Raw genomic sequence first — 22,450 nt, 5'->3', positions numbered from 1 at the left:
CACTGCGGGGGCCGCACGCGGTGTTCGTTTCCTGTCATAAAACCGGGCTATGCTGAATGTTTCTCTCGGTAACAGGATTGGCCGATGTCTCTGCGTCGTGGGGTATTTGTCTGCGTGGCGCTGCTGGCGGCTCTCGCCATCGCGCTCTTTTACGGGTTGAAACCCGACCATCCCGATGCGCTGTGGCGCATCGTCAGCCAGCAATGTCTGCCCAATCAGCAGGCGCACGACAACCCGGCGCCCTGCGCGCAGGTGGATGTGCAGGCCGGTTTCGTGGTGTTTAAAGATCGCAACGGGCCGCTGCAATACCTGCTGATGCCCAGCGCCAAAATCACCGGTATCGAAAGCCCGGCGGTGCTGGACGCCGCCACGCCGAATTTCTTCGCGCAGGCCTGGCGCGCGCGCCACGTGATGGCGGAACGCTATGGCAAACCGATCGACGACGGCGATATTTCCCTGGCGATCAATTCGGAATATGGCCGCACGCAAAACCAGCTGCACATTCATATCTCCTGCCTGCTGCCGGCGGTAAAACAGCGGCTGGCGCAAATCGGCCCCCATTTCATCAAGCAATGGCAACCGCTGCCCGGCGGCCTGTTGGGGCATGACTATCTGGGGCGGCGGGTGACCGCCGCTGAACTGGAACAACAGGGCGCCTTCCGCCTGCTGGCCTCCGGCCTGCCGCGCGCCGACGGGCGCATGGGCAGCTTCGGCCTGGCGATGACCGCGCTGCCGGACGGCGATTTCCTGCTGCTGGCAACCGAGCGCAGCCTGCTGCCGTTCACCCTGGCCTCGGCGGAAGAGATCCAGGATCACGACTGCCGGCTGCTCACGCCGCCGCCGCGCGCCTGATTATTTTTTGCCTTTCATCTCCCGCAGGATCTGCCCGCACGGGTTCTCCTCGCCGCCTTCACTGGGCGAGACCAGCGCCAGCAGCGCCGCCGCCGGCGTCAGCACCGCCCCTAACGCCACCGCCGCCGCGCCGCGCGCGATCAGCGGCCCGGCTTTGACCCCGGCGTCGGGGTGCTTGAAGGTGCCTTTCACGTACAGCGGCGAACGCAGAGTCAGCACGCGCATACCCTTGCTTTCCGGATCGATGGACAAATCCAGCCGTTCGGTGGCGAGGTTGGTGTTGCCGGTGATGTTGATCACCGCGTTTTCGGTGTCGAACACAAACAGTCGCGGCGCGGCGACGCCGCTGCGGATGCCGACGTCCGCCGCCGCGCAGTTGATGCCCACCACGTCGTCACCGAACAGCTGCGCCACCAGATAGTTGCCGACGTTCAGACCGAGGATCTCCATCAGGCTACGGCTGATCACCCCGTTATTGATCAGCAGGCGCAGGTCGCCGTTGCTGGTCGCCAGCAGCTCGGCCACCGAATTGCCGCTGCCCGTCAACCTGGCGTCGCCGTTCATCTGCCCGAGGCTGCGCTTCATCGCCTCCACGTTCGGCAACAGCTGTTTAAGCTGAAGTTTGCGTGCATGCATATCCACCTGCCCGCGCATCGGCTTTTTGCCGCCGTCGAGGCGCACGACGGCGTTCAGGCTGCCGCCCGCCATGCCGAAGCGCAGCGGATCCAGGCGCAGTTCGCCATTGTTCAGCTTCAGGTGCGTGGCCAGATCGCTCAGCGGCAAATCGCTGCCGCGTTCAATGCGCGCGGCGGCAAACTTCACGTCCGCATCCATCTTGCTCCAGCTTTGCGTATCGAACTGTTCGACCGGCAGCACCTTATCCGCCGGCTGACGGCTTTTCTCGCCGCGCCCGGCTTTGGCGGCGTTGGAGTCCGCGCCGATCAGCGGCGCCAGATCCGCCAACCTCAGCTGCCGGGAGTTCACCGCGCCGCTCAACGTGGGCCGCGGTTTACCGGCAACGTACTTCAAGCTGCCGTGAATGTCGCTGTCGCCGATTTTTCCGTCGAATTTCTGGTACTCAAACACCGCGCCGCCCGGCTGATGCAGGCGGGCGGTCAGATGGCCATCGGTCGCATACGGCGGGGTATTCGGCAACAACACGCCGGTCAGGCCATAGAGGTTGCTCAGGCTTTCACCGGAAAATTTCAGCTGTACATCAAGGCCGCCGAGGTTCAGCGGATCGGACAAGGTGCCCGCGACCACCACCCGGGTGCTGCCGGAGCGCACATCGGCCTGCAGCGGGAAGGGCAAATCGGCGCTCTGCAGCGACAGCATGCCGCCAATCTTGCCGCTGCCGCTCAACGGCTCGCCGTTATATTTGCCTTTCACCTGCCAGCCGAAAACGTAATCGGGGGTGGCGGCCTTGTCGCCGCCCTGTTTGCCGGTCACTTCACTGAACGGCAACGGTTTGCCGAGCGGATCGATGACGGCGCGGAAATCCGCCTTCAGCGTGGCGTCTTTAAAGGCGATCTGCCCCTTGTCGAATACGATGTCATGAACGGTGAACGACCAGTCGGAAGGCGGCTGCTTGGGATCCTGGCCGGCGGCCAGGTCAAACGTCCAGTTGTTGTCGCCGTTGGCCAGGCGTTGCAACGACGCATTCGGCCGCTTGAGCCAGATACGCGGGATCAGCAGCTCTTTACCCAGCAGCGCCAGCGGCGCAATGCTGGCGTCGACGCGCTGCAGCGTCACCATGCTGTCGCCGGGCATGTTTTTCGGATTACCCAGCCACACGTCTTCGGCGTGAATATGCGGCCAGGGCACCCAGGCGCGCCAACCGCCCTCATCCGGATTGCGCGACCAGTCGACGCCCAGATCGCCGCGAATGGCAAACGGTCGCCGCAGTTCGGCCGACACTTTGTCGTTGATGGTGGGCTTGAGTCGATTCCAGTCGAAGGTCGCGATGAAGATCGCCAGCGCGACGATCAGCAGCAGCACAATGCCGCCCAGCCAGCTGAAAACCTTTCCTGTTCTTGTCATAGCGGCTCCCTCAGCGCATAAATCGGGCTGCCGAATGAAAGGAAAAGGAGTTAGCAGCCCCGTTTAAGCCTAGCTGAGGATGGGCCGGAGTTCACGCCGGCGCGCCGGGCGCGGCGAACAGCGTCGGCACGCTGTGCAGCGTTTCAAAGCACGCCGGACGGGACAGGTAGTAGCCCTGGGCGGCCAACGCGCCGGAGCGCTGCACCAGCCGCCACTCCTGCTCGGTTTCCACGCCTTCGACGATCACCCCGTCGCTGTGTTGATTCATCATCTTGATCAGGGTGCCAAGCAGCTGGACGCCCTCTTCCGACTGTTTGAGCAAGGTGAACAATTCACGCGCCACCTTGATGTATTGATAACGCCAGGCGCCGACAGCGGAGAAGTTGGCCAGCCCGCTGCCGAAATCGTCCAGCCACAGCCGCTCGCCGCCGACAATCTGCTGCAGCGGGCGGCTTGATGCCGTTGCGGCGTGCTCCACCAGCTCGAAGCGCAGATAGGGCATCTCGGCGATCTGCCGTTGCAAGGCGCTATGACGCTGTAATGCTTGCAGCGCGATGCCGTCGATATTGACCGACACCATCACCGCATGGCGGGTGAACAACGCCTGCCAGCGCTGCAACAGCGCCAGCTGTTCCTGAACCACCCGCAAACGCTGGGCGACGCCGAGCGAGGCAAAATAGTGTTCCGGGGATTGCCGCTTGTCCGGCTCATTCGGGTGATATACCGCCGTCAGCAGTTCCACCGCCAACAGCGCGCCGCTGGTGCGATAAATCGGCTGGAAGGTATACAAGCGCCGGCATTGCCGCCAGTAGCGCCGCGATTTGGCGCAGGCATAGAGGGCAAAACAGGGCGCCAGCAGACCCGAGATCAGATTGGTTATCATCGGTACTATCGCCGTGGCGGGGAAGTGAGAGCGCTGCCGCTGTTTCTTTACCCAACTTATCGGCCACGCCGCGTAAAACTTTAAGCACGAATTGCCGCACGCTTTCCTCTTCACCCTGTTGGCGTTGGCCGATCGCGATCATAAAAAATTAAAACACTGTTTTAATTTATTGACTCTCTTACCGCCTTGCGTGGAGACTGGTGGCTGTTGCTTCTTCTTTAGCCAGGGCTTATTGACGATGACTATCCGAAACCTCGCCGTGATCGGCGAATGCATGATCGAGCTGTCGCAGCAGGGCGCACAGCTGACGCGCGGCTTTGGCGGCGATACCCTCAACACCGCCGTCTACCTCGCCCGCCAAATGCCGAAACAGACGTTGCAGGTGCATTACGTCACTGCGCTCGGCACCGACAGCTTCAGCGGCGAGATGCTGCAGGCCTGGCGGCAGGAGAAGATCGAGACCGGGTTGATTCAGCAATTCGACAACAAGCTGCCGGGCCTGTACGTGATCGAAACCGACGCCGCCGGCGAACGCACTTTCTACTATTGGCGCAATGACGCCGCCGCCCGCTATTGGCTTGCCGGACCGCAGGCCGACGCACTGTGCGCGCGGCTGGCGCAGTTCGATTACCTGTACCTCAGCGGCATTAGCCTGGCGATCCTCGCGCCTGCCGACCGCACGAAGCTGCTGGCGTTGCTGCGCCGCTGTCGCGCCAACGGCGGCAAGGTGATCTTCGACAACAACTACCGCCCGCGCCTGTGGCCAAGCCGTGAGGAAACGCAGCAGGCCTACCGCGAGGTGCTGGCCTGCACCGACATCGCCTTTTTGACGCTGGATGACGAAGAATTGCTGTGGGGAGCGCAGCCGGTTGAACAGATAGTGACGCGCACGCAGGCGCTCGGCGTCGGCGAGATCGTCATCAAACGCGGCGCGCACGCCTGTCTGGTGTTCAGTATGGCAGGGGAGAAGCTTGAGGTGCCGGCGATCGCGCTGCCGCCGGAGCGCGTGGTGGATACCACCGCGGCGGGCGACTCTTTCAGCGCCGGCTACCTGGCGGTGCGCCTGAACGGTGGCGGTGCCCAGCAGGCGGCGCAGCGCGGCCACCAGCTTGCTGCAACGGTGATCCAACATCGCGGCGCCATCATTCCCGCAGCGGCGATGCCCGCATAATCAATAAGGCGGCGGCGAAGTCACCCCCGCCGCCCACGCAATGGATCCCAGAAGCATTGATCAGAGGATGATTGAAAGAATTTCCCTGGCGTTGGCTTATTTCCGCCCAGAGCTGCTAAGCTCGGGTCTTGGCATTGCCGTCTTTTTGAATTTATTAGCCGAGTATAAATTTCAATCCGCCGCACTGACTAGCTGGACTTTGGTGCAGGTCGGGTTGAGCCGCCGAACGACAGGGAGGTTACCGATGGCCGCCACATTCGCCAACGCCGTCGCCGCAAGACTGCATCTTGACGGCCGGCTACAGGCCTTCAGCCAATTCAAATACGCTTACCTGACCTTCAACAAACACCATCCCGATCGCCATCTGCTGGTATCGAACTACCCGCAAGAATGGCTGGACATCTACAGTGCCAATCGCTATCAGCACATCGATCCCGTCGTGCGCGCCGCCCATAGACGCTGTGCGCCCTTTATGTGGCACGACACCGCCCTCACTACCGAGGATCGGCATTACCGGAAGATCTTCAGCCAGGCGCGGGAGTACGACATCGTGCACGGTTGCAGCTTTGTTTTGCACGATCACGACAACAACCTGGCGATCTTGTCGATCAGCGCGACGGCGGCCGATGACGCCGAACTGCGGCAGCTAATGGCGGAAGAAAGGGCCAGCCTGCAGATGGTCTTGGTCGATACCCACCAGCACGCGTTTGCGTTGGCCAGCGCCGAGGCTGGCCGAAAGGATCGGCTCTCGCCGCGCGAAGGGGAAATTCTCTATTGGGCCAGCCAGGGCAAAACCTATAACGAGATCGCGCTGATCCTGGGGATCAAAACCGGCACGGTGAAGTTTCACATCGGCAATGCGGTGCGTAAGCTGGGGGTCGCCAACGCCAAACACGCGATCCGGCGCGGCCTTGAACGGCAACTGATCGCGCCGCCGCAGGCATAAAAAAGCCGGCATTGCAGCCGGCTTTTGTTTTTTATCTTGCGGAAAATCAGCCCGCAACGGCGATACGTTTCATGTCGGTCATGTAGCCACGCAGTTTGCGGCCGACGGTTTCGATTGGGTGGCTGCGCACCGCTTCGTTCACGTCGCGCAGCTGCGCGTTGTCCACCGCCGTACCCGCCACGGCTTTGCCCAAATCGCCCGCCTGCAGGGTGGTCATGAAGTCCTTCAGCAACGGCACCGCTGCGTTGGCGAACAGGTAGTTGCCGTACTCCGCGGTATCGGAGATGACCACGTTCATTTCATACAGACGCTTACGCGCAATGGTGTTGGCGATCAACGGCAGCTCGTGCAGCGACTCGTAGTAAGCCGACTCTTCAATGATGCCGGCATCGACCATGGTTTCGAACGCCAGCTCAACGCCCGCTTTCACCATCGCCACCATCAGCACGCCATGATCGAAGTACTCTTGCTCGCTGATCTTGCCTTCAAACTGCGGCGCATTCTCGAACGCGGTTTTGCCGGTCTCTTCGCGCCAGGTCAGCAGTTTCACGTCGTCTTCCGCCCAGTCGGCCATCATGCCGCTGGAGAAGGCGCCGGAAATGATGTCGTCCATGTGCTTCTGGAACAGCGGCGCCATGATGGTTTTCAGCTGTTCGGACAGCGCATAGGCACGCAGCTTGGCCGGGTTGGACAGGCGATCCATCATCAGGGTGATGCCACCCTGCTTCAGCGCTTCGGTGATGGTTTCCCAGCCGAACTGAATCAGTTTCTCGGCGTAAGCCGGATCGGCGCCTTCAGCAACCAGCTTGTCGAAGCACAGCAGAGACCCCGCCTGCAGCATGCCGCACAGAATGGTCTGCTCACCCATCAGGTCAGATTTCACTTCAGCGACGAAGGAGGATTCCAGCACGCCGGCGCGGTGGCCGCCGGTCGCCGCCGCCCAGGCTTTGGCGATCGCCATGCCTTCGCCTTTCGGATCGTTTTCCGGGTGAACCGCAATCAGGGTCGGCACGCCGAAGCCGCGCTTGTACTCTTCGCGCACTTCGGTACCCGGGCACTTCGGCGCGACCATCACCACGGTGATGTCTTTGCGCACCTGCTCGCCCACTTCAACGATGTTGAAGCCGTGGGAATACCCCAGCGCCGCGCCGTCTTTCATCAGCGGCTGCACCGCACGCACCACGGAAGAGTGCTGCTTGTCCGGGGTCAGGTTAACCACCAGATCCGCCTGCGGGATCAAATCTTCGTAGGTGCCGACCTTAAAGCCGTTTTCGGTCGCCTTGCGCCAGGAAGCGCGCTTTTCGTCGATCGCTTCTTTGCGCAGGGCATAGGCGACATCCAGGCCGGAGTCACGCATGTTCAGCCCCTGGTTCAGGCCCTGGGCGCCACAGCCGACAATCACCACTTTTTTACCTTTCAGGTAGCCGGCTTCGTCAGCAAATTCGTCGCGCGCCATAAAGCGGCATTTACCCAATTGCGCCAGCTGCTGACGCAGGTTCAATGTGTTGAAATAGTTAGCCATGGTGGTACTCCGGTTTGATGTTGTCTTGCATTGTTATTTTCATTCCCCGCCCTGTCTGTGCGGAGATTCGTTAAACTCAATGTATAACAGGAAATGCGTTGCTTAAATTGATATATTGAGAACGTGATATTGCAATTTTTGCAACACTCTCACTGCGAGCGTATCGATATGGATTTACGTGATTTAAAGCTGTTCCTGCATCTGGCCGAAAGCCATCACTTCGGGCGCACCGCCAAGGCGATGCACGTCAGCCCGTCGACGCTCTCTCGCCAGATCCAGCGGCTGGAAGAGATCCTCGGGCAGCCGCTGTTCCTGCGCGATAACCGCACCGTGCAGCTCACCGACGCCGGCGAACAGCTGAAAGAATTCGCCCAGCAAACGCTGCTGCAATATCAGCAGCTGAAGCACTCACTCGGCCAGCACGGCCCTTCGCTGAGCGGCGAACTGCGGCTGTTCTGCTCGGTGACCGCGGCGTACAGCCACCTGCCGCCGATCCTCGATCGCTTCCGCGCGCAGCACCCGCTGGTAGAAATTAAGCTAACCACCGGCGACGCCGCCGACGCGGTCGACAAGGTGCAGTCCAACGAGGCCGATCTCGGCATCGCCGGCCGGCCGGAAACGCTGCCCGCCAGCGTGGCGTTCACCAAAATCGGTGAAATCCCGCTGGTGCTGATCGCACCGGCGCTGCCCTGCGCGGTACGCAGCCAGGCGTTTGCCGACAAGCCCGACTGGGCCGAGATCCCGTTCATCCTGCCGGAACACGGCCCTTCGCGAAAACGCATCGAGCTGTGGTTCCGCCGCCACCGCATCAGCAATCCGCTGATTTACGCCACCGTCGGCGGCCACGAAGCGATCGTGTCGATGGTCGCTTTGGGCTGCGGCATCGCGCTGATCCCGAGCGTGGTGGTGGATAACAGCCCGGAGCCGGTGCGCAACCGCATCTCGCAGCTGGATAACATCTCGATGGTCGAACCCTTCGAGCTGGGGGTCTGCGTCCAGAAAAAGCGCCTCAGCGATCCGCTGATCGACGCCTTTTGGCGGTTGCTGCATCCCCGCTGACGCGAGGTTTACAGATCCGCCGGATCGATCTGCTTCATCGTCTCTACCTGCATCAGCCAGTGGTAGAGCGGCTCAAGCTGCAAAAATGCCCCGGCCAGCTGCGGCGCCAGATCGGCGCTGAACAGCTTTTCCACTTCGCTGTCGGTCACCATCACCGCAAACGACTTGCGGTTATACCAGGTGGCGATCTCCGCCGCCTGCTCCTTCACCAGCGGGCGCTTGTAGCTTTCGCCCACCAGCTCGAACGGCGGCCGGCAGCAGGCGGCCACCTCAAGGAAAGGCTGCGGCCGCTGCCTCAGCGTATGGCGGAACAGATCCATGGTCGGCTTGTTGGCGCTGTAGTAGCCGAGCCCATAGCGCAACATGTCCGGCCCCAGTTCAAAAAAATACACCGGCGCATCTTTCCAGTCTTTGCTCGGGCGCTTGAACGTCAGCCACATGCGGCTGCGGTAGCGCGATTTATCATGAGAAAAGCGCGTATCGCGATGAATGCGCGACAGCGTTTTGCCGATCGCCGGGCGAGTCTCGAACTGCGGATCGATCGCCAACATGCCGGGAGCCAGCTGCTCCACCAGCGCGCGGAACGGCGCCAGCAGCTCGCGATCGTAGATGTCGCGGTTGCCGTCGAACCACGCCTTATCATTCTCAATCCGCACCTGCTGCAGGAAATTCAGGCCCTGCTGACTAAAGCCGGAGAAAGGTTGCGTCATAAGCTTTTCCGTTCTGACGATTTATCGGGTGTTGCGCAGATCTTCCCTCTGCCAACGGCGTTTGATAAACACGCGCCGACGCGTGCGAAAATAAGCGACATACAGGTAGAACGCCGCCCGATTGCTGAATAGCGCACCACCCACCGCGCCCCCCAGCAACATGGCAACGGTGGCGATGCCGGTCATGCCCGTCGCCCACGCTACTGCAGCGCCAAGGCAACACAGACCGAGCATGCCAAGATAGTATTGCAGCAATACCACCCCGCTGTTTTTCCCCTGCACCAGTTGGAACAGGATCAGCGTCATCCACACCGCCACGATCGCGCCGCTGCCCATGAGAACGGCGGCGGAAGTCCTGCCGCTCCAGGCGGCCGCCACGTCCGTGGCCAGGCTCATCACGCCCGCCAGCCCCAGCGTCAGGCATACCATCAGCAACATGACATTGCCGACGCCCGGCGGTGACAGCCGCTGGCCCGGCGTCAGGAAATGCTGCTCAAGCTGCGCATCCACGCCGGCGAAAAGCGCGCGATCGCGCGCCGCGATTTGGCTTTCCATCTCCCGGCCCTGCGCGATCAGGCGTTTAATCATCCAGTCCGCCATTACCTCACCATCTGCGGCAATTTCTGCATAATGCCCACAAAATACTGCCCGGTGGTTTTCACATTCACCGGCGCAGACAGGGTGCCGCTGATGCCGCTGCCCACGAACGTTAACGCGTTATTGAGCGCCGAATGCAATTGCTGACGCAGCCCGTTTTGGATCGCTTCCGTCGGGTAACGCTTCGGGTATAAGCCGTTCTTCACCATTTCTTTCAAGACGTTATTGGAAATCCCCGGATTTTCCGCTCGAATGATGTTTTCGGTCAGCCGCTTCCTTTCGCTGCGGGGCATGCTTTTTAGCCATTCCGTCGCCTTGCGCGCCGAAATGCGGCGCATGGCGCGGTAGGTCATCGTCGCTTCCTTCAGGGCGGCTCCCGCGCTGGCCAGCGAGATCACATCGAGTACGGTGCTGGTGGCGATATACCACTGCTCAGAGTCGAGCTGCGCCAATTCATCGCCTTTCCCGTCATACAGCTTGTTGACACGGTATAGCCCATTGCCGCACTGCAGCGCGCTGGCGGCCATGCCGGCATAGCCCAGATAAGCCACCGCAGAGCTGGTGCCGCCGGTGAACGGCACGGCGACGCTGCCCGACGCCAGTAAAAATACCGATACCAGCAGCGTTCCGCACGACAGCGCGGCCGAGGCCAACTCTTTGCTGACGCTGGGTTTGCTCAACGCTTCCGATAGCGTATTGGTCGCGGCAACGCGCGAGGTATGAGCCACCGTTTTGCTGATGACCACGTGGGTGACCTGCGAAGCGTTCGAATAACCGGTGTGCTGCGTCGGGCGGACTAAAAATGAGTTTTGCCCGTCGGAAAAAATAATTCCCACGCCATGAAAAGCGAGGCTGCAGTCCAGCGAGTCCTGCAAGGCTTGCAGATTAATATCGCGATAGAACTCTTGTACCCCGGCATTGCCCAACAAGCGGGCAAATTCGGCGTTGGTCAAATCGTCTTCGGGAGAACCGAACGGCGTAGAAAAAGCGGTTTTCATTGTCGTGCATCCCTATACGTCAGAAGTCTTGGCAGTATAAAAATGCACGACAAAATCACAACCATGCAACCTATAAACTGACTAACGCGTCACGGTTGCTTATCAATCCGGCTCACCCCTGCAAAAAGAAGCGGAACGCCGGGTTGTCGGTTTCGTCGTGGCAATCGTAGCCCAGCGCCTGCAGGTGCCGCTCGAATTCCGGCTCGCTTTGCGCCAGTTCGAAGGCCGCCAGCACCCGGCCGAAGTCGGTGCCGTGACTGCGATAGTGGAACAGCGAGATGTTCCAGTGTGTGCCCAGCGTTTGCAGGAACTTCAGCAGCGCGCCCGGCGACTCCGGAAACTCAAAGCTGTACAGCCTCTCGCGCAGCGGCTTCGACGGACGCCCGCCCACCATGTAGCGCACGTGCAGTTTAGCCATCTCGTCGTCCGACAGATCCACCACCTGGTAACCGTCGGCGTTGAGTTCGTCGATGATCTCCCGCCGTTCGGCGTGGCCGCGCGTCAGCCGCACGCCGACGAAAATGCAGGCGTTGTCGGCATCGGCGTAGCGGTAGTTGAATTCGGTCACCGAGCGCCCGCCCAGCAGCTGGCAGAACTTGAGGAAGCTGCCCTGCTGTTCCGGAATGGTCACCGCCAGCAGCGCTTCGCGCTGTTCGCCCAGTTCGCAGCGCTCGGAAACGTAACGCAGCCCGTGGAAGTTGAGGTTGGCGCCGGACAGCACGTGCGCCAGACGCTCGCCCTGAATGTTGTGCTGCTGGACGTACTTTTTCAGCCCCGCCAGCGCCAGCGCGCCGGAAGGTTCGGCGATGGCACGCACGTCCTCGAACAGATCTTTGACCGCCGCGCAGATGGCGTCGCTGTCCACGGTGATCACGTCGTCCAGATACTCACGGCACAGGCGGAACGTTTCGTCGCCGATGCGTTTCACCGCCACGCCTTCGGCGAACAGCCCGACGCGCGCCAGATCCACCGGATGGCCGGCATCCAGCGCAGCGCGCAGACAGGCGGAGTCTTCCGCCTCGACGCCGATCACTTTGATCTGCGGCATCAGCTGTTTGATCAGCACCGCCACCCCGGCGGCCAGGCCGCCGCCGCCGACCGGCACGAAAACCCGATCCAGATGCGCGTCTTGCTGCAGCAGCTCCATCGCCAGCGTGCCCTGCCCGGCGATCACCGTCGGGTGATCGAACGGCGGCACGAAGGTCATGCCCTGCTGTTGGGAAAGTTCAATCGCCTTCGCCTTGGCCTCGTCGAAATTGGCGCCGTGCAGCAACACTTCGCCGCCGAAACCGCGCACCGCATCCACCTTGATGTCCGCAGTGGACACCGGCATCACGATCAGCGTTTTGATGCCCAGCCGTTTACCGGAGAAGGCGACACCCTGCGCGTGGTTGCCGGCCGAAGCCGTCACGACGCCGCGCGCCTTCTGCTCTTCGTTCAGCCCGGCGATCATCGCATAGGCCCCGCGCAGCTTGAAGCTGTGCACCGGCTGGCGATCTTCGCGCTTCACCAAAATGGTGTTGCCGAGGCGCGAAGAGATTTTGCTCATGGCCTGCAACGGGGTGACTTGCGCCACCTCGTAAACCGGCGAGCGCAGTACCGCTCGCAGATATTCCGCGCCGCAGGGGGCGCTGGGTAGGGGTTGAGAGACCGCCATGCTGCTTATCCCCCCAGTTTGCTCTTGTCGCGCACCGCGCCTTTATCGGCGCTGGTGGCCAACGAGGCGTAGGCGCGCAGCGCGAAGGACACCTGACGCTCACGATTTTTCGGCGTCCAGGCCGCGTCGCCACGCGCCAGTTCCGCCTCATGCCGCGCCGCCAGCTCCTGCTCGCTGACATCCAGCTGGATGCCGCGATGAGGAATGTCGATTGCGATCATGTCGCCGTCCTGCACCAGGGCGATCAGGCCGCCGCTGGCCGCCTCCGGCGAGGCGTGGCCAATGGACAACCCGGAGGTGCCGCCGGAGAAACGCCCGTCGGTGATCAGCGCACACGCCTTGCCCAGCCCCATCGATTTCAGGTAAGTGGTTGGATAAAGCATTTCCTGCATGCCCGGGCCGCCTTTCGGCCCTTCGTAACGGATAACGACCACGTCGCCCGCCACCACTTTGCCGCCGAGGATGGCGTCTACCGCCTCATCCTGGCTTTCATAGACTTTGGCCGGGCCGCGGAAGGTGAGGATTTCTTTATCCACGCCGGCGGTTTTGACGATGCAGCCGTTTTCCGCCAGGTTGCCGTACAGCACCGCCAATCCGCCGTCCTGACTGTAGGCGTGCTCGCGGGTGCGGATGCAGCCTTCCTTGCGGTCGGTGTCCAGCGAATCCCAACGGCAGTCCTGAGAGAATGCCTGCGTGGTGCGGATACCGGCCGGTCCGGCGGAGTACATTTTCTTGACGCTTTCGTCGCGGGTCAGCATCACGTCGTAGGCTTCCAGCGTCTGCGGCAGGGTCAGCCCCAGCACGTTGTTCACCTCGCGGTTCAGCAAGCCGGCGCGATCCAGCTCGCCGAGGATGCCGATCACCCCACCGGCGCGGTGCACGTCTTCCATGTGATATTTCTGCGTGCTCGGCGCCACCTTGCACAGGTGCGGCACTTTGCGCGACAGGCGATCGATGTCCTCCATGGTGAAGTCCACCTCGCCTTCCTGCGCCGAAGCCAGCAGGTGCAGCACGGTATTGGTCGAGCCGCCCATGGCGATGTCCAGCGTCATGGCGTTTTCAAATGCCGCCTTGTTGGCGATATTGCGCGGCAGCGCGCTCTCGTCGTCCTGCTCGTAATAGCGTTTGGTCAGCTCGACGATGCGCTTGCCGGCGTTGAGGAACAGCTCTTTGCGATCGGCGTGGGTGGCCAGCAGCGAACCGTTGCCCGGCTGCGACAGGCCCAGCGCTTCGGTCAGGCAGTTCATCGAGTTGGCGGTAAACATGCCGGAGCAAGAGCCGCAGGTCGGGCAGGCGGAACGCTCGATCTGCTCGCTGTCGGCGTCGCTGACGTTCGGGTTCGCGCCCTGGATCATCGCGTCCACCAGATCCAGCTTGATGATCTGGTTGGAGAGTTTGGTTTTGCCGGCTTCCATCGGGCCGCCGGAGACGAAGATCACCGGAATGTTCAGGCGCAACGCCGCCATCAGCATGCCCGGGGTGATCTTGTCGCAGTTGGAGATGCACACCATCGCGTCGGCGCAGTGGGCGTTCACCATGTATTCGACCGAGTCGGCGATCAGCTCGCGCGACGGCAGGGAATAGAGCATGCCGCCGTGGCCCATGGCGATGCCGTCATCCACCGCGATGGTGTTGAACTCTTTGGCCACGCCGCCGGAGGCTTCGATCTGTTCGGCGACCAGTTTGCCCAGATCGCGCAGATGCACATGACCAGGCACGAACTGGGTAAAGGAGTTGACCACGGCGATGATCGGCTTGCCGAAATCGGCGTCGGTCATCCCGGTCGCGCGCCACAATGCGCGGGCACCCGCCATATTGCGGCCGTGGGTGGTGGTGGCGGAACGGTACTTAGGCATGCTCTTTTCACTCCAAATGTATTTATGACAGGCGGCGAACGAACCGCCTGGATATTCTTATCTGTCTGTCTTGTCGTTACGGGTTTACCGGATCCAGCCAACCGTACTTGTCTTCGGTCTTGCCGGTGAACAGGCCGAAGAACGCCTGTTGGATCTGTTTGGTCACCGGGCCACGTTTACCGATACCGACCTGAATGCCGTCCACGCTGCGCACCGGCGTGATCTCCGCCGCAGTGCCGGACATGAACACCTCATCGGCCAGGTACAGCGATTCGCGCGACAGCACCTGCTCACGCACTTCGAAGCCCATGTCTTTCGCCAGCTTGATGATCGCATCGCGGGTGATGCCCGGCAGCGCCGACGAGGTGAACGGCGGGGTGTAAATCACGCCGTCTTTCACCTGGAACAGGTTCTCGCCCGCCCCTTCGGAAATGTAGCCGTGCACGTCGAGCGCGATGCCTTCCTGATAGCCGTGGCGGCGCGCTTCGCTGCCCACCAGCAGAGAGGAAAGATAGTTGCCGCCGGCTTTGGCCGCGGTCGGGATGGTGTTCGGCGCGGCGCGGTGCCAGGAGGAGACCATCGCATCGATGCCTTGCTCCAGCGCCTCTTCACCCAGGTAAGCGCCCCAAGGAAACGCCGCGATAATCACGTCCGTTTTATAACCGGCCGGCGGGTTGACGCCCATGCCGACATCACCGACGAACACCAGCGGGCGAATGTAGGCGCTGACCAGATTGTTCTTGCGCAGCGTGGCGCGGCAGGCTTCCATCAGTTCGTCGACGCTTTGCGAAACCGGCATGCGGTAGATTTTCGCCGAGTCATGCAGGCGCTGCATATGCTCGCGATGGCGGAACACCACCGGCCCCAAGTGCGAGTCGTAGCAGCGCACGCCTTCAAATACCGACGTACCGTAATGCAGCGCGTGCGACATCACGTGCACTTTGGCCTCGGCCCAAGGAACCATCTCACCATTGAACCAAATGTAATCGGCTTTCTTTGTCATTGTTATTTATCCTTCTCGGCGCCTCAGGCGCGTATTTGTTGTGATGTTGGCTGCTGGATCTCGACGCAGGAGACGTCCATCAGTTTACTTAATTGAGATGACAACAGGGCAACCGGGCGCGGGCTGGCAACGGTCAATTCGATATTGATGCTGTCGGCGTTGGCCGGGGAAACCATATTCATAGCACAAACCTGAAAGCCGCGATGACGCACGACCCGCAATACGCGCTCTAACATTTCGGGGCGAAAACGCGCCTGGATCGAGAGTTGATGCTGCATCATGATATTTCCTCCAACATGGTTTCGTTGCCGGCGCCCGGCGGCACCAGCGGCCAGACGTTTTCGAGTTCGTCGATAGAGACCTGCAGCAGATAAGGGCCTTCGGTGTTGAACAGCGCCTCGAGGGCACCCTCCACCTGATCCTTGCGGCTGATGCGTTGGCCGGGAATGCCGAAGGCGGCGGCCAACATCAGGAAGTCGGGGTTATCGGACAGGTTGGTTTCGCTGTAGCGGCCGTCGAAGAACAGCTGCTGCCATTGACGCACCATCCCAAGGCGCTGGTTGTCCAACAGCACGATCTTAAGCGGCAGCTGCTTGCGCTTGATGGTGCCCAGTTCCTGCACGTTCATCATGAAGGAGCCATCGCCCGAGACGCAGATCACCGTATCTTGCGGGCGGGCAATCTGAGCGCCTACCGCGGCCGGCACGCCGAATCCCATGGTGCCGAGGCCGCTGGAGGTGATGAAATTCTCCGGACGCTCGAACGTCATGTGCTGCGCGCTCCACATCTGGTGCTGACCGACGTCGGTGGTCACTACGCTGTTGGCCGGCTTGCGGTCAGACAGCTGGCGCAAGAACAGCGGCGCGTAGATCGGCTGGCCGGGGTGATCGTAGCGGCAGGCGTGCTCGGCTTTCAGCGCCGTCACCTGCTGCTGCCAGGCGGCGATGTCCAGCGGGCGCTGCAACGCCGGCAGCAATGCTTTCAGATCGCCCTGCAGGGCCACATGCGCCTGGCGCAGCTTGCTCATTTCCGCCGGGTCGATATCCATGTGGATCACTTTGGCGTGCGGCGCGAAGGCGTTCAGTTTGCCGGTCACGCGATCATCGAAACGCGCGCCGACGGCGATCAGCAGATCGCACTCCTGCACCGCCAGGTTGGCGGCCTTGGCGCCATGCATGCCCAACATGCCGAGATACAGCGGATCTTGCGCGTCCGGCGCGCCCAGCCCCTTCAGGGTGGCGACGTTCGGCATGCGGGTCACCGCGATAAATTCACGCAGCGCCGGCACCGCCTGCGCCATGCCCACGCCGCCGCCGACGTACAGCATCGGTTTGTGCGCCTGCGCCAGCAGCGCGGCCGCCTCGGCCAACGCCGCCGCCGGGAACGCCGGCGCTTCGTCAACCGGCATCAGATGCGGGTGCAAGTCCCCCTGCGCCAGCTGGATGTCTTTCGGGATATCGATCAGCACCGGACCGGGGCGGCCGCCTGCGGCGATGGCGAACGCTTCCGCCATGATGCCCGGCAAGGCGTCCAGCGACTCCACCAGGAAGCTGTGCTTGGTGCAGGCCAGAGACAGGCCGAGAACATCGATCTCCTGAAAGGCATCGGTGCCGATCAGCGCGGAACCCACCTGGCCGGTGATGGCGACAACAGGAACGGAATCGAGCAGCGCATCAGCCAGGCCAGTGATCAGGTTGGTGGCACCAGGGCCGGAAGTGGCGATGCAAACGCCGACTTTGCCGGTGGCGCGGGCGTAGCCGATGGCGGCCATGGCGGCGCCCTGTTCATGGCGGCACAGCAGGTGTTCCACGCCGCCGTCATACAACGCATCGTACACCGGCATGATTGCCCCGCCCGGATAGCCGAATACGGTATCCACACCCTGCGCACGCAACGCTTGAACTACCCACTGAGCGCCATTCATAGTTATTTCCCCGCCTTTCTTCGACAACTGCAGGATTTTGTTCTGTTTTTCATGCTCTGCCCCTTGCTCCACTTTTCTCTTGCCAATAAAAAACCCCCGGACCTGACGGTGCGGGGGTTCTCTTGCGATTCCGGCTTGTTTGCTAAGCCTTTCTTCGTCCAAGTGCAGCCCCGCACGGTGGGATAATAATCACCACCACGCTAATCACGACTAGGCTAATCACTTGGGCAAAGGCTTTCATAATGGGTTTGTTCACTGTGCTCATTCAGAACTAATGCTTACAGAGGTACCACAGCCGCGCGCGACATGACAACACTTTTTTTGCGTTATTATTCGGCGCAATCTGGTCATACCTCACGCGAATCGCCCCTCTTTCACACGTTGGCGCGCATACCCGGATTTTCTACCGCGTCGGTGATCGCCTGGCCGCGCGTATCCTTGCCGAAGAACACCAACAGGGCGATCGCCACCGCCACCGTACCGGCGACGATCGCCATCGCCAGACCGTAATTATGCCCATGATGCTCGGCGATGGTGGCTTGCAGCGTGGCGTTGACCGAGGCGATCAGGTTACCCAGCTGGTACACGAACCCCGGCAGCACCGCGCGGGTGTTGGCCGGCACCAACTCGGTCAGATAGGTCGGCACCACGCCCCAGGCGCCCTGAACCATGAACTGCATCAGGAAAGCGCCGATCCCCAACATCAGCGAACCGCTGGAAAACGCCCACAGCGGGATCACCGGCAGCGCCAACAGCGCGGCAATGATGATCGCTTTTTTGCGGCCGATCTTTTCTGACAACGAACCGAAGAAAACACCACCGATAATTGACGCGATATTGTAGCTAATGGCGATGATACTGACGGTTTTAGGGTCGAAACCGTGCTGAACTTTCAGAAACACCGGATACAGATCCTGCGTACCGTGGGAGAAGAAATTGAACGCCGCCATCAGCAGCACCAGATAGCAGCACAGCTTCCAGTGGCTCTTCAACACCGGCAGCAAGGCGGTGCTCTCTTTGCGTTCACGCGCCGCCAGCCATACCGGCGACTCCTGCACGCAATAATAAATAAACGGCAGCAGCAGGATCGGCGCCGCGCCGATGACGAACATACCGCGCCAGCCGACCGTTTCGAACAGCAGGCCGTACACCACCGCCGCCAGCAGATAACCAAACGGATAGCCGGCCTGGAAAATACCCGACATCAGGCCGCGTGAGCGGTCCGGTATGGTTTCCATCGCCAACGATGACGCCACGCCCCAAATGCCGCCCATCGCAACACCGTACAACACCCGCAACAGCAAGAAGACCGTCAGCGAGGGCGCGGCGGCAGAGAGCAGCTCAAACACCGAGAAAAAGACGATATTCAACATCAGGATCGGCTTGCGGCCATATTTTTCCGCCGCACGCCCGAAGATCAGCGCGCCAATCGGGCGCACCGCCAGCGTGAGCAGAATCGCCAACGTGACTTGTTCCAGACCGACGTGAAAGGACTGCGCGATGTCGCTGAGTAAGAATACCAGCACGAAAAAATCAAAAGCGTCGAGCGTCCAGCTTGAAAAGCTGGCGATTGCCGCGTTGCGTTGCAGCGGGGTCCAACCAAACATAGTGTTATCCCTACCGTAGAGTACGAAGTCAGGAGGTTTAGCGGCTGCCGGGCAGAATGCGGCGGCGGTCGGGGCTTGTTAAAGAAGTGATTTTTCTTTTAATCAATTGTTAAATACACCCGTTAACCCTATGATTGCAATGTGTATGGGCCGCTAATGTGTTGCAGCCTTCAGCGAATTGTTAATGGGTATTGCCGCAGGATGCGAGGCGGCTCGCACAATCTCATTTACTTCGATGAAAATGAGCAATTACGCTGCGAACCCCCTAGAAAAACCACCAATAACGCCGCGCAATGCCAGAATGAATCACGCATCATGTCGTCCTCAGCAAGGAGAGCGATATGTCACTGGCGTTAATCTATAGCCGCGCCATCATCGGCGTTCAGGCCCCTTCCGTGACGGTGGAGGTGCATATCAGCAATGGCCTGCCCGGCCTGACGCTGGTCGGCCTGCCGGAAACCACGGTAAAAGAGGCGCGCGATCGGGTGCGCAGCGCCCTGATCAACAGCGGTTTCACCTTTCCCGCCCGGCGCATCACTGTCAATTTGGCGCCCGCCGATCTGCCGAAAGAAGGCGGGCGTTACGATCTGCCAATAGCGCTGGCGATCCTCGCCGCCTCCGAGCAATTGCCCCTCGCGCCGTTGGCGCGCTACGAGTTTCTTGGCGAGCTCGCGCTGTCTGGCGCACTGCGCGCGGTCAGAGGTGCCATCCCGGCGGCGCTGGCGGCGGCTGACGCCAGGCGACAATTGATCCTGTCGACGGACAACGCCGCCGAAGTCGGCCTGATCGCGCAGTCGCACTCCCATACCGCCCAACACCTGCTGGAAGTCTGCGCTTTTCTGCTCGGCCAAGGCGAACTGCCGGTGGCGGCCACGCCCCCCGACGCGGACAACGCGTGCGAAAACACCGACCTGCGCGACATCATCGGCCAGGAACAGGCCAAGCGGGCATTAGAGATCGCCGCCGCCGGCGGGCATAACCTGCTGTTGATTGGACCACCGGGCACCGGTAAAACCATGCTGGCCAGCCGTCTCACGGGCTTGCTGCCGCCGCTGACGGAGGCTGAGGCGTTGGAAAGCCTGGCAGTCGCCAGCTTGCAGCATCACATTCCCGCCGCTCTACCATGGCGTCAGAGGCCGTTCCGCGCACCGCACCACAGCGCCTCGGTGGCGGCATTGGTCGGCGGCGGCTCACTGCCGCGACCGGGTGAGATCTCGATGGCGCATAACGGCGTGCTGTTTCTGGATGAACTGCCGGAATTCGAGCGTAAGGTACTGGATGCGCTGCGTGAGCCGTTGGAATCCGGCGAGATCGTGATTTCACGTGCCAACGCCAAGGTCTGTTTCCCCGCCAGGGTGCAACTGATCGCGGCAATGAACCCCAGCCCGACAGGGCATTATCAGGGATTGCACAATCGCGCCTCACCGCAGCAGGTGTTGCGCTATCTGGCCCGGCTGTCAGGGCCTTTTCTCGAGCGTTTCGATCTGTCTATCGAAGTACCGTTGTTGCCGCCGGGTACGCTCAGTCATCGGAAAACCCATGGAGAAAGCAGCGAACAAGTACGGAAAAGGGTGCAGCAGGCACGCACCCGGCAGCTCGAACGCGCAGGTAAAGTCAACGCGCTGTTGAGCAACCGCGAAGTGGAACGAGATTGCGTTTTGCAGGCGGCTGACGCCGAGTTTTTGGAAGCAACATTAAACACGCTGGGGTTATCGGTTCGCGCCTGGCAGCGCATCTTGAAAGTGGCGCGCACGCTGGCGGATTTGGCGGGAGATGCTGAACTCGACAGGCACCACCTCAGCGAAGCACTGGGCTATCGCAGTATGGACCGTCTGCTGTTACAACTGCATCGCAGTCTGGAATGAAAATGGGGCCCGCAGGCCCCATAGTCTTTAGTCTTCGCTGTCGCTGTAATCTTCTACTGCGTCAGCCTGCGGTTTACCGCCGGACAGAGTATGGAATTTCTTCGGGCGACGTGTGCGCGCCAGATATTTAGCCCATACTTTTTCCTGCTCGGTAGCCGCTTCGCGCTCACCGCGGCACACTGCGACGAACAGCTGTTCTTCTTCAGTGACCGGCTGGCGTTTGCCCGAGTCCAGCTCGTTAAACGCGTAGCCGAAGCGCTCTAGCAATTGCGCCTCTTTAATGGTGAAATCGCCGTGACGGGAGAACCCGCGAGGGTAATGTTTATTATCAAAAAAACGATTGGTCGTGGTGAAGCTATCCGCCATCTGACACGCTCCTAATTCTCTTATGGCCGTGCTGTTTATGGCGCGGAGTATTAGATAGGCTTGACAGCGTGTAAAACAAAACATTTAAATCTTAACGACAAATTTTTTTGGAGATAGGTGTGGATACCGAATTACTGAAAACCTTTTTGGAGGTCAGTAGAACGCGTCACTTTGGCAGAGCCGCAGAATCCTTGTACTTAACGCAGTCCGCGGTCAGTTTCCGCATCCGTCAGCTAGAAAACCAGTTGGGCGCAAATTTATTTACCCGTCATCGCAATAACATCCGCCTGACGCCTGCCGGCGAGCGGCTTCTGCCCTATGCCGAGAGCCTGATGAACACCTGGCAGTTGGCGAAGAAGGAAGTCGTGCGTTCGCTGCAACACACCGAGTTATCGATCGGCGCTACCGCTTCGTTGTGGGAGGCCTATCTGACTCCCTGGTTGCAAGCACTCTATCAACAACGCGAGGCGCTGCAGCTAGAAGCCAGGGTGGCATTAAGGCACTCTTTGGTAAAACAACTGCATGAAAGGCAGCTCGATTTACTGATCACCACTGAACCGCCGAAGATGGATGAATTGGCCAGCCAGCAGCTGAGCAATTTCTCATTACGCCTGTTCTCATCCGCTTATCGTGACAAACAGACCCCAATGCCCTACATCAAGCTGGAATGGGGAGCCGACTTCCACCAACAGGAAAACCGCATGTTGGAAGGTGATAACGTACCGGTGCTTACCACCACCTCCGCTCACCTGACGCGTCAGCTGTTGGAAACCACGGGCGGATGCGCTTTCCTGCCCAGCCATTGGGAAAAAGAGTACCCACAGCTGGTGGCCGCCAGCGAGATCCCGCCGATTATCCGCCCACTGTATGCCGTCTGGTTGCAAAATAGCGATCAACAACCTTTGATTCGGCAATTACTTAAAATACCTTTAAATACCGCAGCCTAAAGCGCTATGGCGGCCTTAAACGCCGCCACCGTGGTCTTGGCTGTCTATCATGCCAAAAGCCGCCCATCGCCTTCTGAGAGAAGAAAATGCAAAATGGCAGGAGAATCAGGAGCTCTGCGGAGGTAAAGATCGAAAGGTTATGGAGCAACTCGGATCAGATAAACATCAGCATAGAACAGCCGATGCGCTCTTTTCCAAAACGATAACGCGCTAAGGAAAGGGATAATAGGTAAAAAAAAACCCTTTGCTTTCGCAAAGGGTTCTTAATATGGCAGGGGCGGAGAGACTCGAACTCGCGACACCCGGTTTTGGAGACCGGTGCTCTACCAACTGAGCTACGCCCCTAAATCTCGCTTAACATTATGCCTGCTAATAAAGCAGGCATAATTAAATAAGTGGCGGAACGGACGGGGCTCGAACCCGCGACCCCCTGCGTGACAGGCAGGT

At 60.6% G+C, this 22,450-nt stretch carries 20 protein-coding genes and 1 tRNA gene; 6 read left to right on the top strand and 15 right to left on the bottom strand.

Features of this window, described 5'->3' with window-relative positions; genetic code table 11:
* Positions 1–84 precede the first annotated feature (84 nt).
* Positions 85–852: a CDP-diacylglycerol diphosphatase gene (locus MMS95_RS21595; RefSeq protein ID WP_004929983.1), complete on the top strand. Its 768-nt coding sequence runs from the start codon at positions 85–87 to the stop codon at positions 850–852.
* Here MMS95_RS21595 and MMS95_RS21590 read toward each other — a convergent pair whose 3' ends face one another.
* Both MMS95_RS21590 and pdeH read right to left on the bottom strand, forming a co-directional pair.
* A complete protein-coding gene (locus MMS95_RS21590; RefSeq protein ID WP_242142259.1) occupies positions 853–2,892 on the bottom strand; it encodes an AsmA family protein in 2,040 nt (679 codons plus the stop codon).
* Between the two features lie 91 nt (positions 2,893–2,983).
* Positions 2,984–3,775, bottom strand: a complete 792-nt coding sequence (gene pdeH / locus MMS95_RS21585; RefSeq protein ID WP_021505226.1) for a cyclic-guanylate-specific phosphodiesterase — start codon at positions 3,773–3,775, stop codon at positions 2,984–2,986.
* A 238-nt stretch (positions 3,776–4,013) separates the two neighbouring features.
* Here pdeH and MMS95_RS21580 point away from each other — a divergent pair, with 238 nt between their 5' ends.
* Positions 4,014–4,946 carry a sugar kinase gene (locus MMS95_RS21580; RefSeq protein ID WP_099982189.1) on the top strand — a complete coding sequence of 311 codons (933 nt, stop codon included), beginning with the start codon at positions 4,014–4,016 and terminating at the stop codon, positions 4,944–4,946.
* A gap of 244 nt (positions 4,947–5,190) precedes the next feature.
* Entirely contained in the window at positions 5,191–5,892 is a 702-nt protein-coding gene (locus MMS95_RS21575) for a LuxR family transcriptional regulator (protein WP_242142258.1), read from the top strand.
* 46 nt (positions 5,893–5,938) lie between these two features.
* Here MMS95_RS21575 and ilvC read toward each other — a convergent pair whose 3' ends face one another.
* The gene (gene ilvC, locus MMS95_RS21570; protein ID WP_004929973.1) at positions 5,939–7,414 is read right to left on the bottom strand and encodes a ketol-acid reductoisomerase; all 1,476 of its coding nucleotides are present in this window, start codon (positions 7,412–7,414) and stop codon (positions 5,939–5,941) included.
* A gap of 168 nt (positions 7,415–7,582) precedes the next feature.
* Between ilvC and ilvY the strand changes: the two genes are divergently transcribed.
* Positions 7,583–8,473: an HTH-type transcriptional activator IlvY gene (ilvY, locus tag MMS95_RS21565; RefSeq protein WP_004929971.1), complete on the top strand. Its 891-nt coding sequence runs from the start codon at positions 7,583–7,585 to the stop codon at positions 8,471–8,473.
* 8 nt (positions 8,474–8,481) lie between these two features.
* On the opposite strand, the gene MMS95_RS21560 is transcribed toward ilvY, so the two are convergent.
* The 10 genes from MMS95_RS21560 to MMS95_RS21515 form a co-directional block, all read right to left on the bottom strand.
* Positions 8,482–9,183 carry a DUF2461 domain-containing protein gene (locus tag MMS95_RS21560; RefSeq protein WP_015379392.1) on the bottom strand — a complete coding sequence of 234 codons (702 nt, stop codon included), beginning with the start codon at positions 9,181–9,183 and terminating at the stop codon, positions 8,482–8,484.
* A 21-nt stretch (positions 9,184–9,204) separates the two neighbouring features.
* Positions 9,205–9,783: a hypothetical protein gene (locus tag MMS95_RS21555; protein ID WP_347340963.1), complete on the bottom strand. Its 579-nt coding sequence runs from the start codon at positions 9,781–9,783 to the stop codon at positions 9,205–9,207.
* The gene (locus MMS95_RS21550; protein WP_004929965.1) at positions 9,783–10,778 is read right to left on the bottom strand and encodes a hypothetical protein; all 996 of its coding nucleotides are present in this window, start codon (positions 10,776–10,778) and stop codon (positions 9,783–9,785) included. The genes MMS95_RS21555 and MMS95_RS21550 overlap by 1 nt, the downstream gene beginning before the upstream one ends.
* Before the next feature lie 112 nt (positions 10,779–10,890).
* A complete protein-coding gene (gene ilvA / locus MMS95_RS21545; protein ID WP_074056166.1) occupies positions 10,891–12,435 on the bottom strand; it encodes a threonine ammonia-lyase, biosynthetic in 1,545 nt (514 codons plus the stop codon).
* 5 nt (positions 12,436–12,440) lie between these two features.
* Positions 12,441–14,291: a dihydroxy-acid dehydratase gene (gene ilvD / locus MMS95_RS21540; RefSeq protein ID WP_033631836.1), complete on the bottom strand. Its 1,851-nt coding sequence runs from the start codon at positions 14,289–14,291 to the stop codon at positions 12,441–12,443.
* Between the two features lie 76 nt (positions 14,292–14,367).
* Positions 14,368–15,294 carry a branched-chain amino acid transaminase gene (locus tag MMS95_RS21535; RefSeq protein ID WP_004929958.1) on the bottom strand — a complete coding sequence of 309 codons (927 nt, stop codon included), beginning with the start codon at positions 15,292–15,294 and terminating at the stop codon, positions 14,368–14,370.
* 23 nt (positions 15,295–15,317) lie between these two features.
* On the bottom strand, positions 15,318–15,575 hold the full coding sequence (ilvM, locus tag MMS95_RS21530) for an acetolactate synthase 2 small subunit (RefSeq protein ID WP_004929955.1): 258 nt from the start codon (positions 15,573–15,575) through the stop codon (positions 15,318–15,320).
* A complete protein-coding gene (ilvG, locus tag MMS95_RS21525; protein ID WP_082997732.1) occupies positions 15,572–17,218 on the bottom strand; it encodes an acetolactate synthase 2 catalytic subunit in 1,647 nt (548 codons plus the stop codon). The genes ilvM and ilvG overlap by 4 nt, the downstream gene beginning before the upstream one ends.
* Positions 17,219–17,360: 142 nt before the next feature.
* Positions 17,361–17,459, bottom strand: a complete 99-nt coding sequence (ilvL, locus tag MMS95_RS21520) for an ilv operon leader peptide (protein WP_013814970.1) — start codon at positions 17,457–17,459, stop codon at positions 17,361–17,363.
* A 133-nt stretch (positions 17,460–17,592) separates the two neighbouring features.
* A complete protein-coding gene (locus MMS95_RS21515; RefSeq protein ID WP_048326472.1) occupies positions 17,593–18,825 on the bottom strand; it encodes an MFS transporter in 1,233 nt (410 codons plus the stop codon).
* Between the two features lie 341 nt (positions 18,826–19,166).
* Between MMS95_RS21515 and MMS95_RS21510 the strand changes: the two genes are divergently transcribed.
* Positions 19,167–20,690, top strand: coding sequence for a YifB family Mg chelatase-like AAA ATPase (locus MMS95_RS21510; RefSeq protein ID WP_242142253.1), 1,524 nt, complete (start codon positions 19,167–19,169; stop codon positions 20,688–20,690).
* Between the two features lie 27 nt (positions 20,691–20,717).
* Here the strand turns inward: MMS95_RS21510 and MMS95_RS21505 are convergent, their stop codons facing one another.
* Positions 20,718–21,056, bottom strand: a complete 339-nt coding sequence (locus MMS95_RS21505) for a DUF413 domain-containing protein (protein ID WP_033631832.1) — start codon at positions 21,054–21,056, stop codon at positions 20,718–20,720.
* A gap of 119 nt (positions 21,057–21,175) precedes the next feature.
* Between MMS95_RS21505 and hdfR the strand changes: the two genes are divergently transcribed.
* Positions 21,176–22,003, top strand: a complete 828-nt coding sequence (gene hdfR, locus MMS95_RS21500) for an HTH-type transcriptional regulator HdfR (protein WP_099982192.1) — start codon at positions 21,176–21,178, stop codon at positions 22,001–22,003.
* Between the two features lie 269 nt (positions 22,004–22,272).
* On the opposite strand, the gene MMS95_RS21495 is transcribed toward hdfR, so the two are convergent.
* Positions 22,273–22,348, bottom strand: a tRNA-Trp gene (locus MMS95_RS21495).
* Positions 22,349–22,450: the final 102 nt, after the last annotated feature.

Source organism: Serratia sp. PGPR-27, from assembly GCF_022678525.1.
Taxonomy (GTDB): domain Bacteria; phylum Pseudomonadota; class Gammaproteobacteria; order Enterobacterales; family Enterobacteriaceae; genus Serratia; species Serratia nematodiphila.
The sequence above is the reverse complement of the archived record's forward strand: the minus strand, read 5'-3'. Positions and strand labels throughout refer to the sequence as shown.

Coding starts and splice junctions, on each gene's coding strand:
- MMS95_RS21595 (WP_004929983.1), top strand. CDS start 85: ATGTCTCTGCGTCGTGGGGTATTTGTCTGCGTGGCGCTGCTGGCGGCT.
- MMS95_RS21590 (WP_242142259.1), bottom strand. CDS start 2,892: ATGACAAGAACAGGAAAGGTTTTCAGCTGGCTGGGCGGCATTGTGCTG.
- pdeH (WP_021505226.1), bottom strand. CDS start 3,775: ATGATAACCAATCTGATCTCGGGTCTGCTGGCGCCCTGTTTTGCCCTC.
- MMS95_RS21580 (WP_099982189.1), top strand. CDS start 4,014: ATGACTATCCGAAACCTCGCCGTGATCGGCGAATGCATGATCGAGCTG.
- MMS95_RS21575 (WP_242142258.1), top strand. CDS start 5,191: ATGGCCGCCACATTCGCCAACGCCGTCGCCGCAAGACTGCATCTTGAC.
- ilvC (WP_004929973.1), bottom strand. CDS start 7,414: ATGGCTAACTATTTCAACACATTGAACCTGCGTCAGCAGCTGGCGCAA.
- ilvY (WP_004929971.1), top strand. CDS start 7,583: ATGGATTTACGTGATTTAAAGCTGTTCCTGCATCTGGCCGAAAGCCAT.
- MMS95_RS21560 (WP_015379392.1), bottom strand. CDS start 9,183: ATGACGCAACCTTTCTCCGGCTTTAGTCAGCAGGGCCTGAATTTCCTG.
- MMS95_RS21555 (WP_347340963.1), bottom strand. CDS start 9,783: ATGGCGGACTGGATGATTAAACGCCTGATCGCGCAGGGCCGGGAGATG.
- MMS95_RS21550 (WP_004929965.1), bottom strand. CDS start 10,778: ATGAAAACCGCTTTTTCTACGCCGTTCGGTTCTCCCGAAGACGATTTG.
- ilvA (WP_074056166.1), bottom strand. CDS start 12,435: ATGGCGGTCTCTCAACCCCTACCCAGCGCCCCCTGCGGCGCGGAATAT.
- ilvD (WP_033631836.1), bottom strand. CDS start 14,291: ATGCCTAAGTACCGTTCCGCCACCACCACCCACGGCCGCAATATGGCG.
- MMS95_RS21535 (WP_004929958.1), bottom strand. CDS start 15,294: ATGACAAAGAAAGCCGATTACATTTGGTTCAATGGTGAGATGGTTCCT.
- ilvM (WP_004929955.1), bottom strand. CDS start 15,575: ATGATGCAGCATCAACTCTCGATCCAGGCGCGTTTTCGCCCCGAAATG.
- ilvG (WP_082997732.1), bottom strand. CDS start 17,218: ATGAATGGCGCTCAGTGGGTAGTTCAAGCGTTGCGTGCGCAGGGTGTG.
- ilvL (WP_013814970.1), bottom strand. CDS start 17,459: ATGAAAGCCTTTGCCCAAGTGATTAGCCTAGTCGTGATTAGCGTGGTG.
- MMS95_RS21515 (WP_048326472.1), bottom strand. CDS start 18,825: ATGTTTGGTTGGACCCCGCTGCAACGCAACGCGGCAATCGCCAGCTTT.
- MMS95_RS21510 (WP_242142253.1), top strand. CDS start 19,167: ATGTCACTGGCGTTAATCTATAGCCGCGCCATCATCGGCGTTCAGGCC.
- MMS95_RS21505 (WP_033631832.1), bottom strand. CDS start 21,056: ATGGCGGATAGCTTCACCACGACCAATCGTTTTTTTGATAATAAACAT.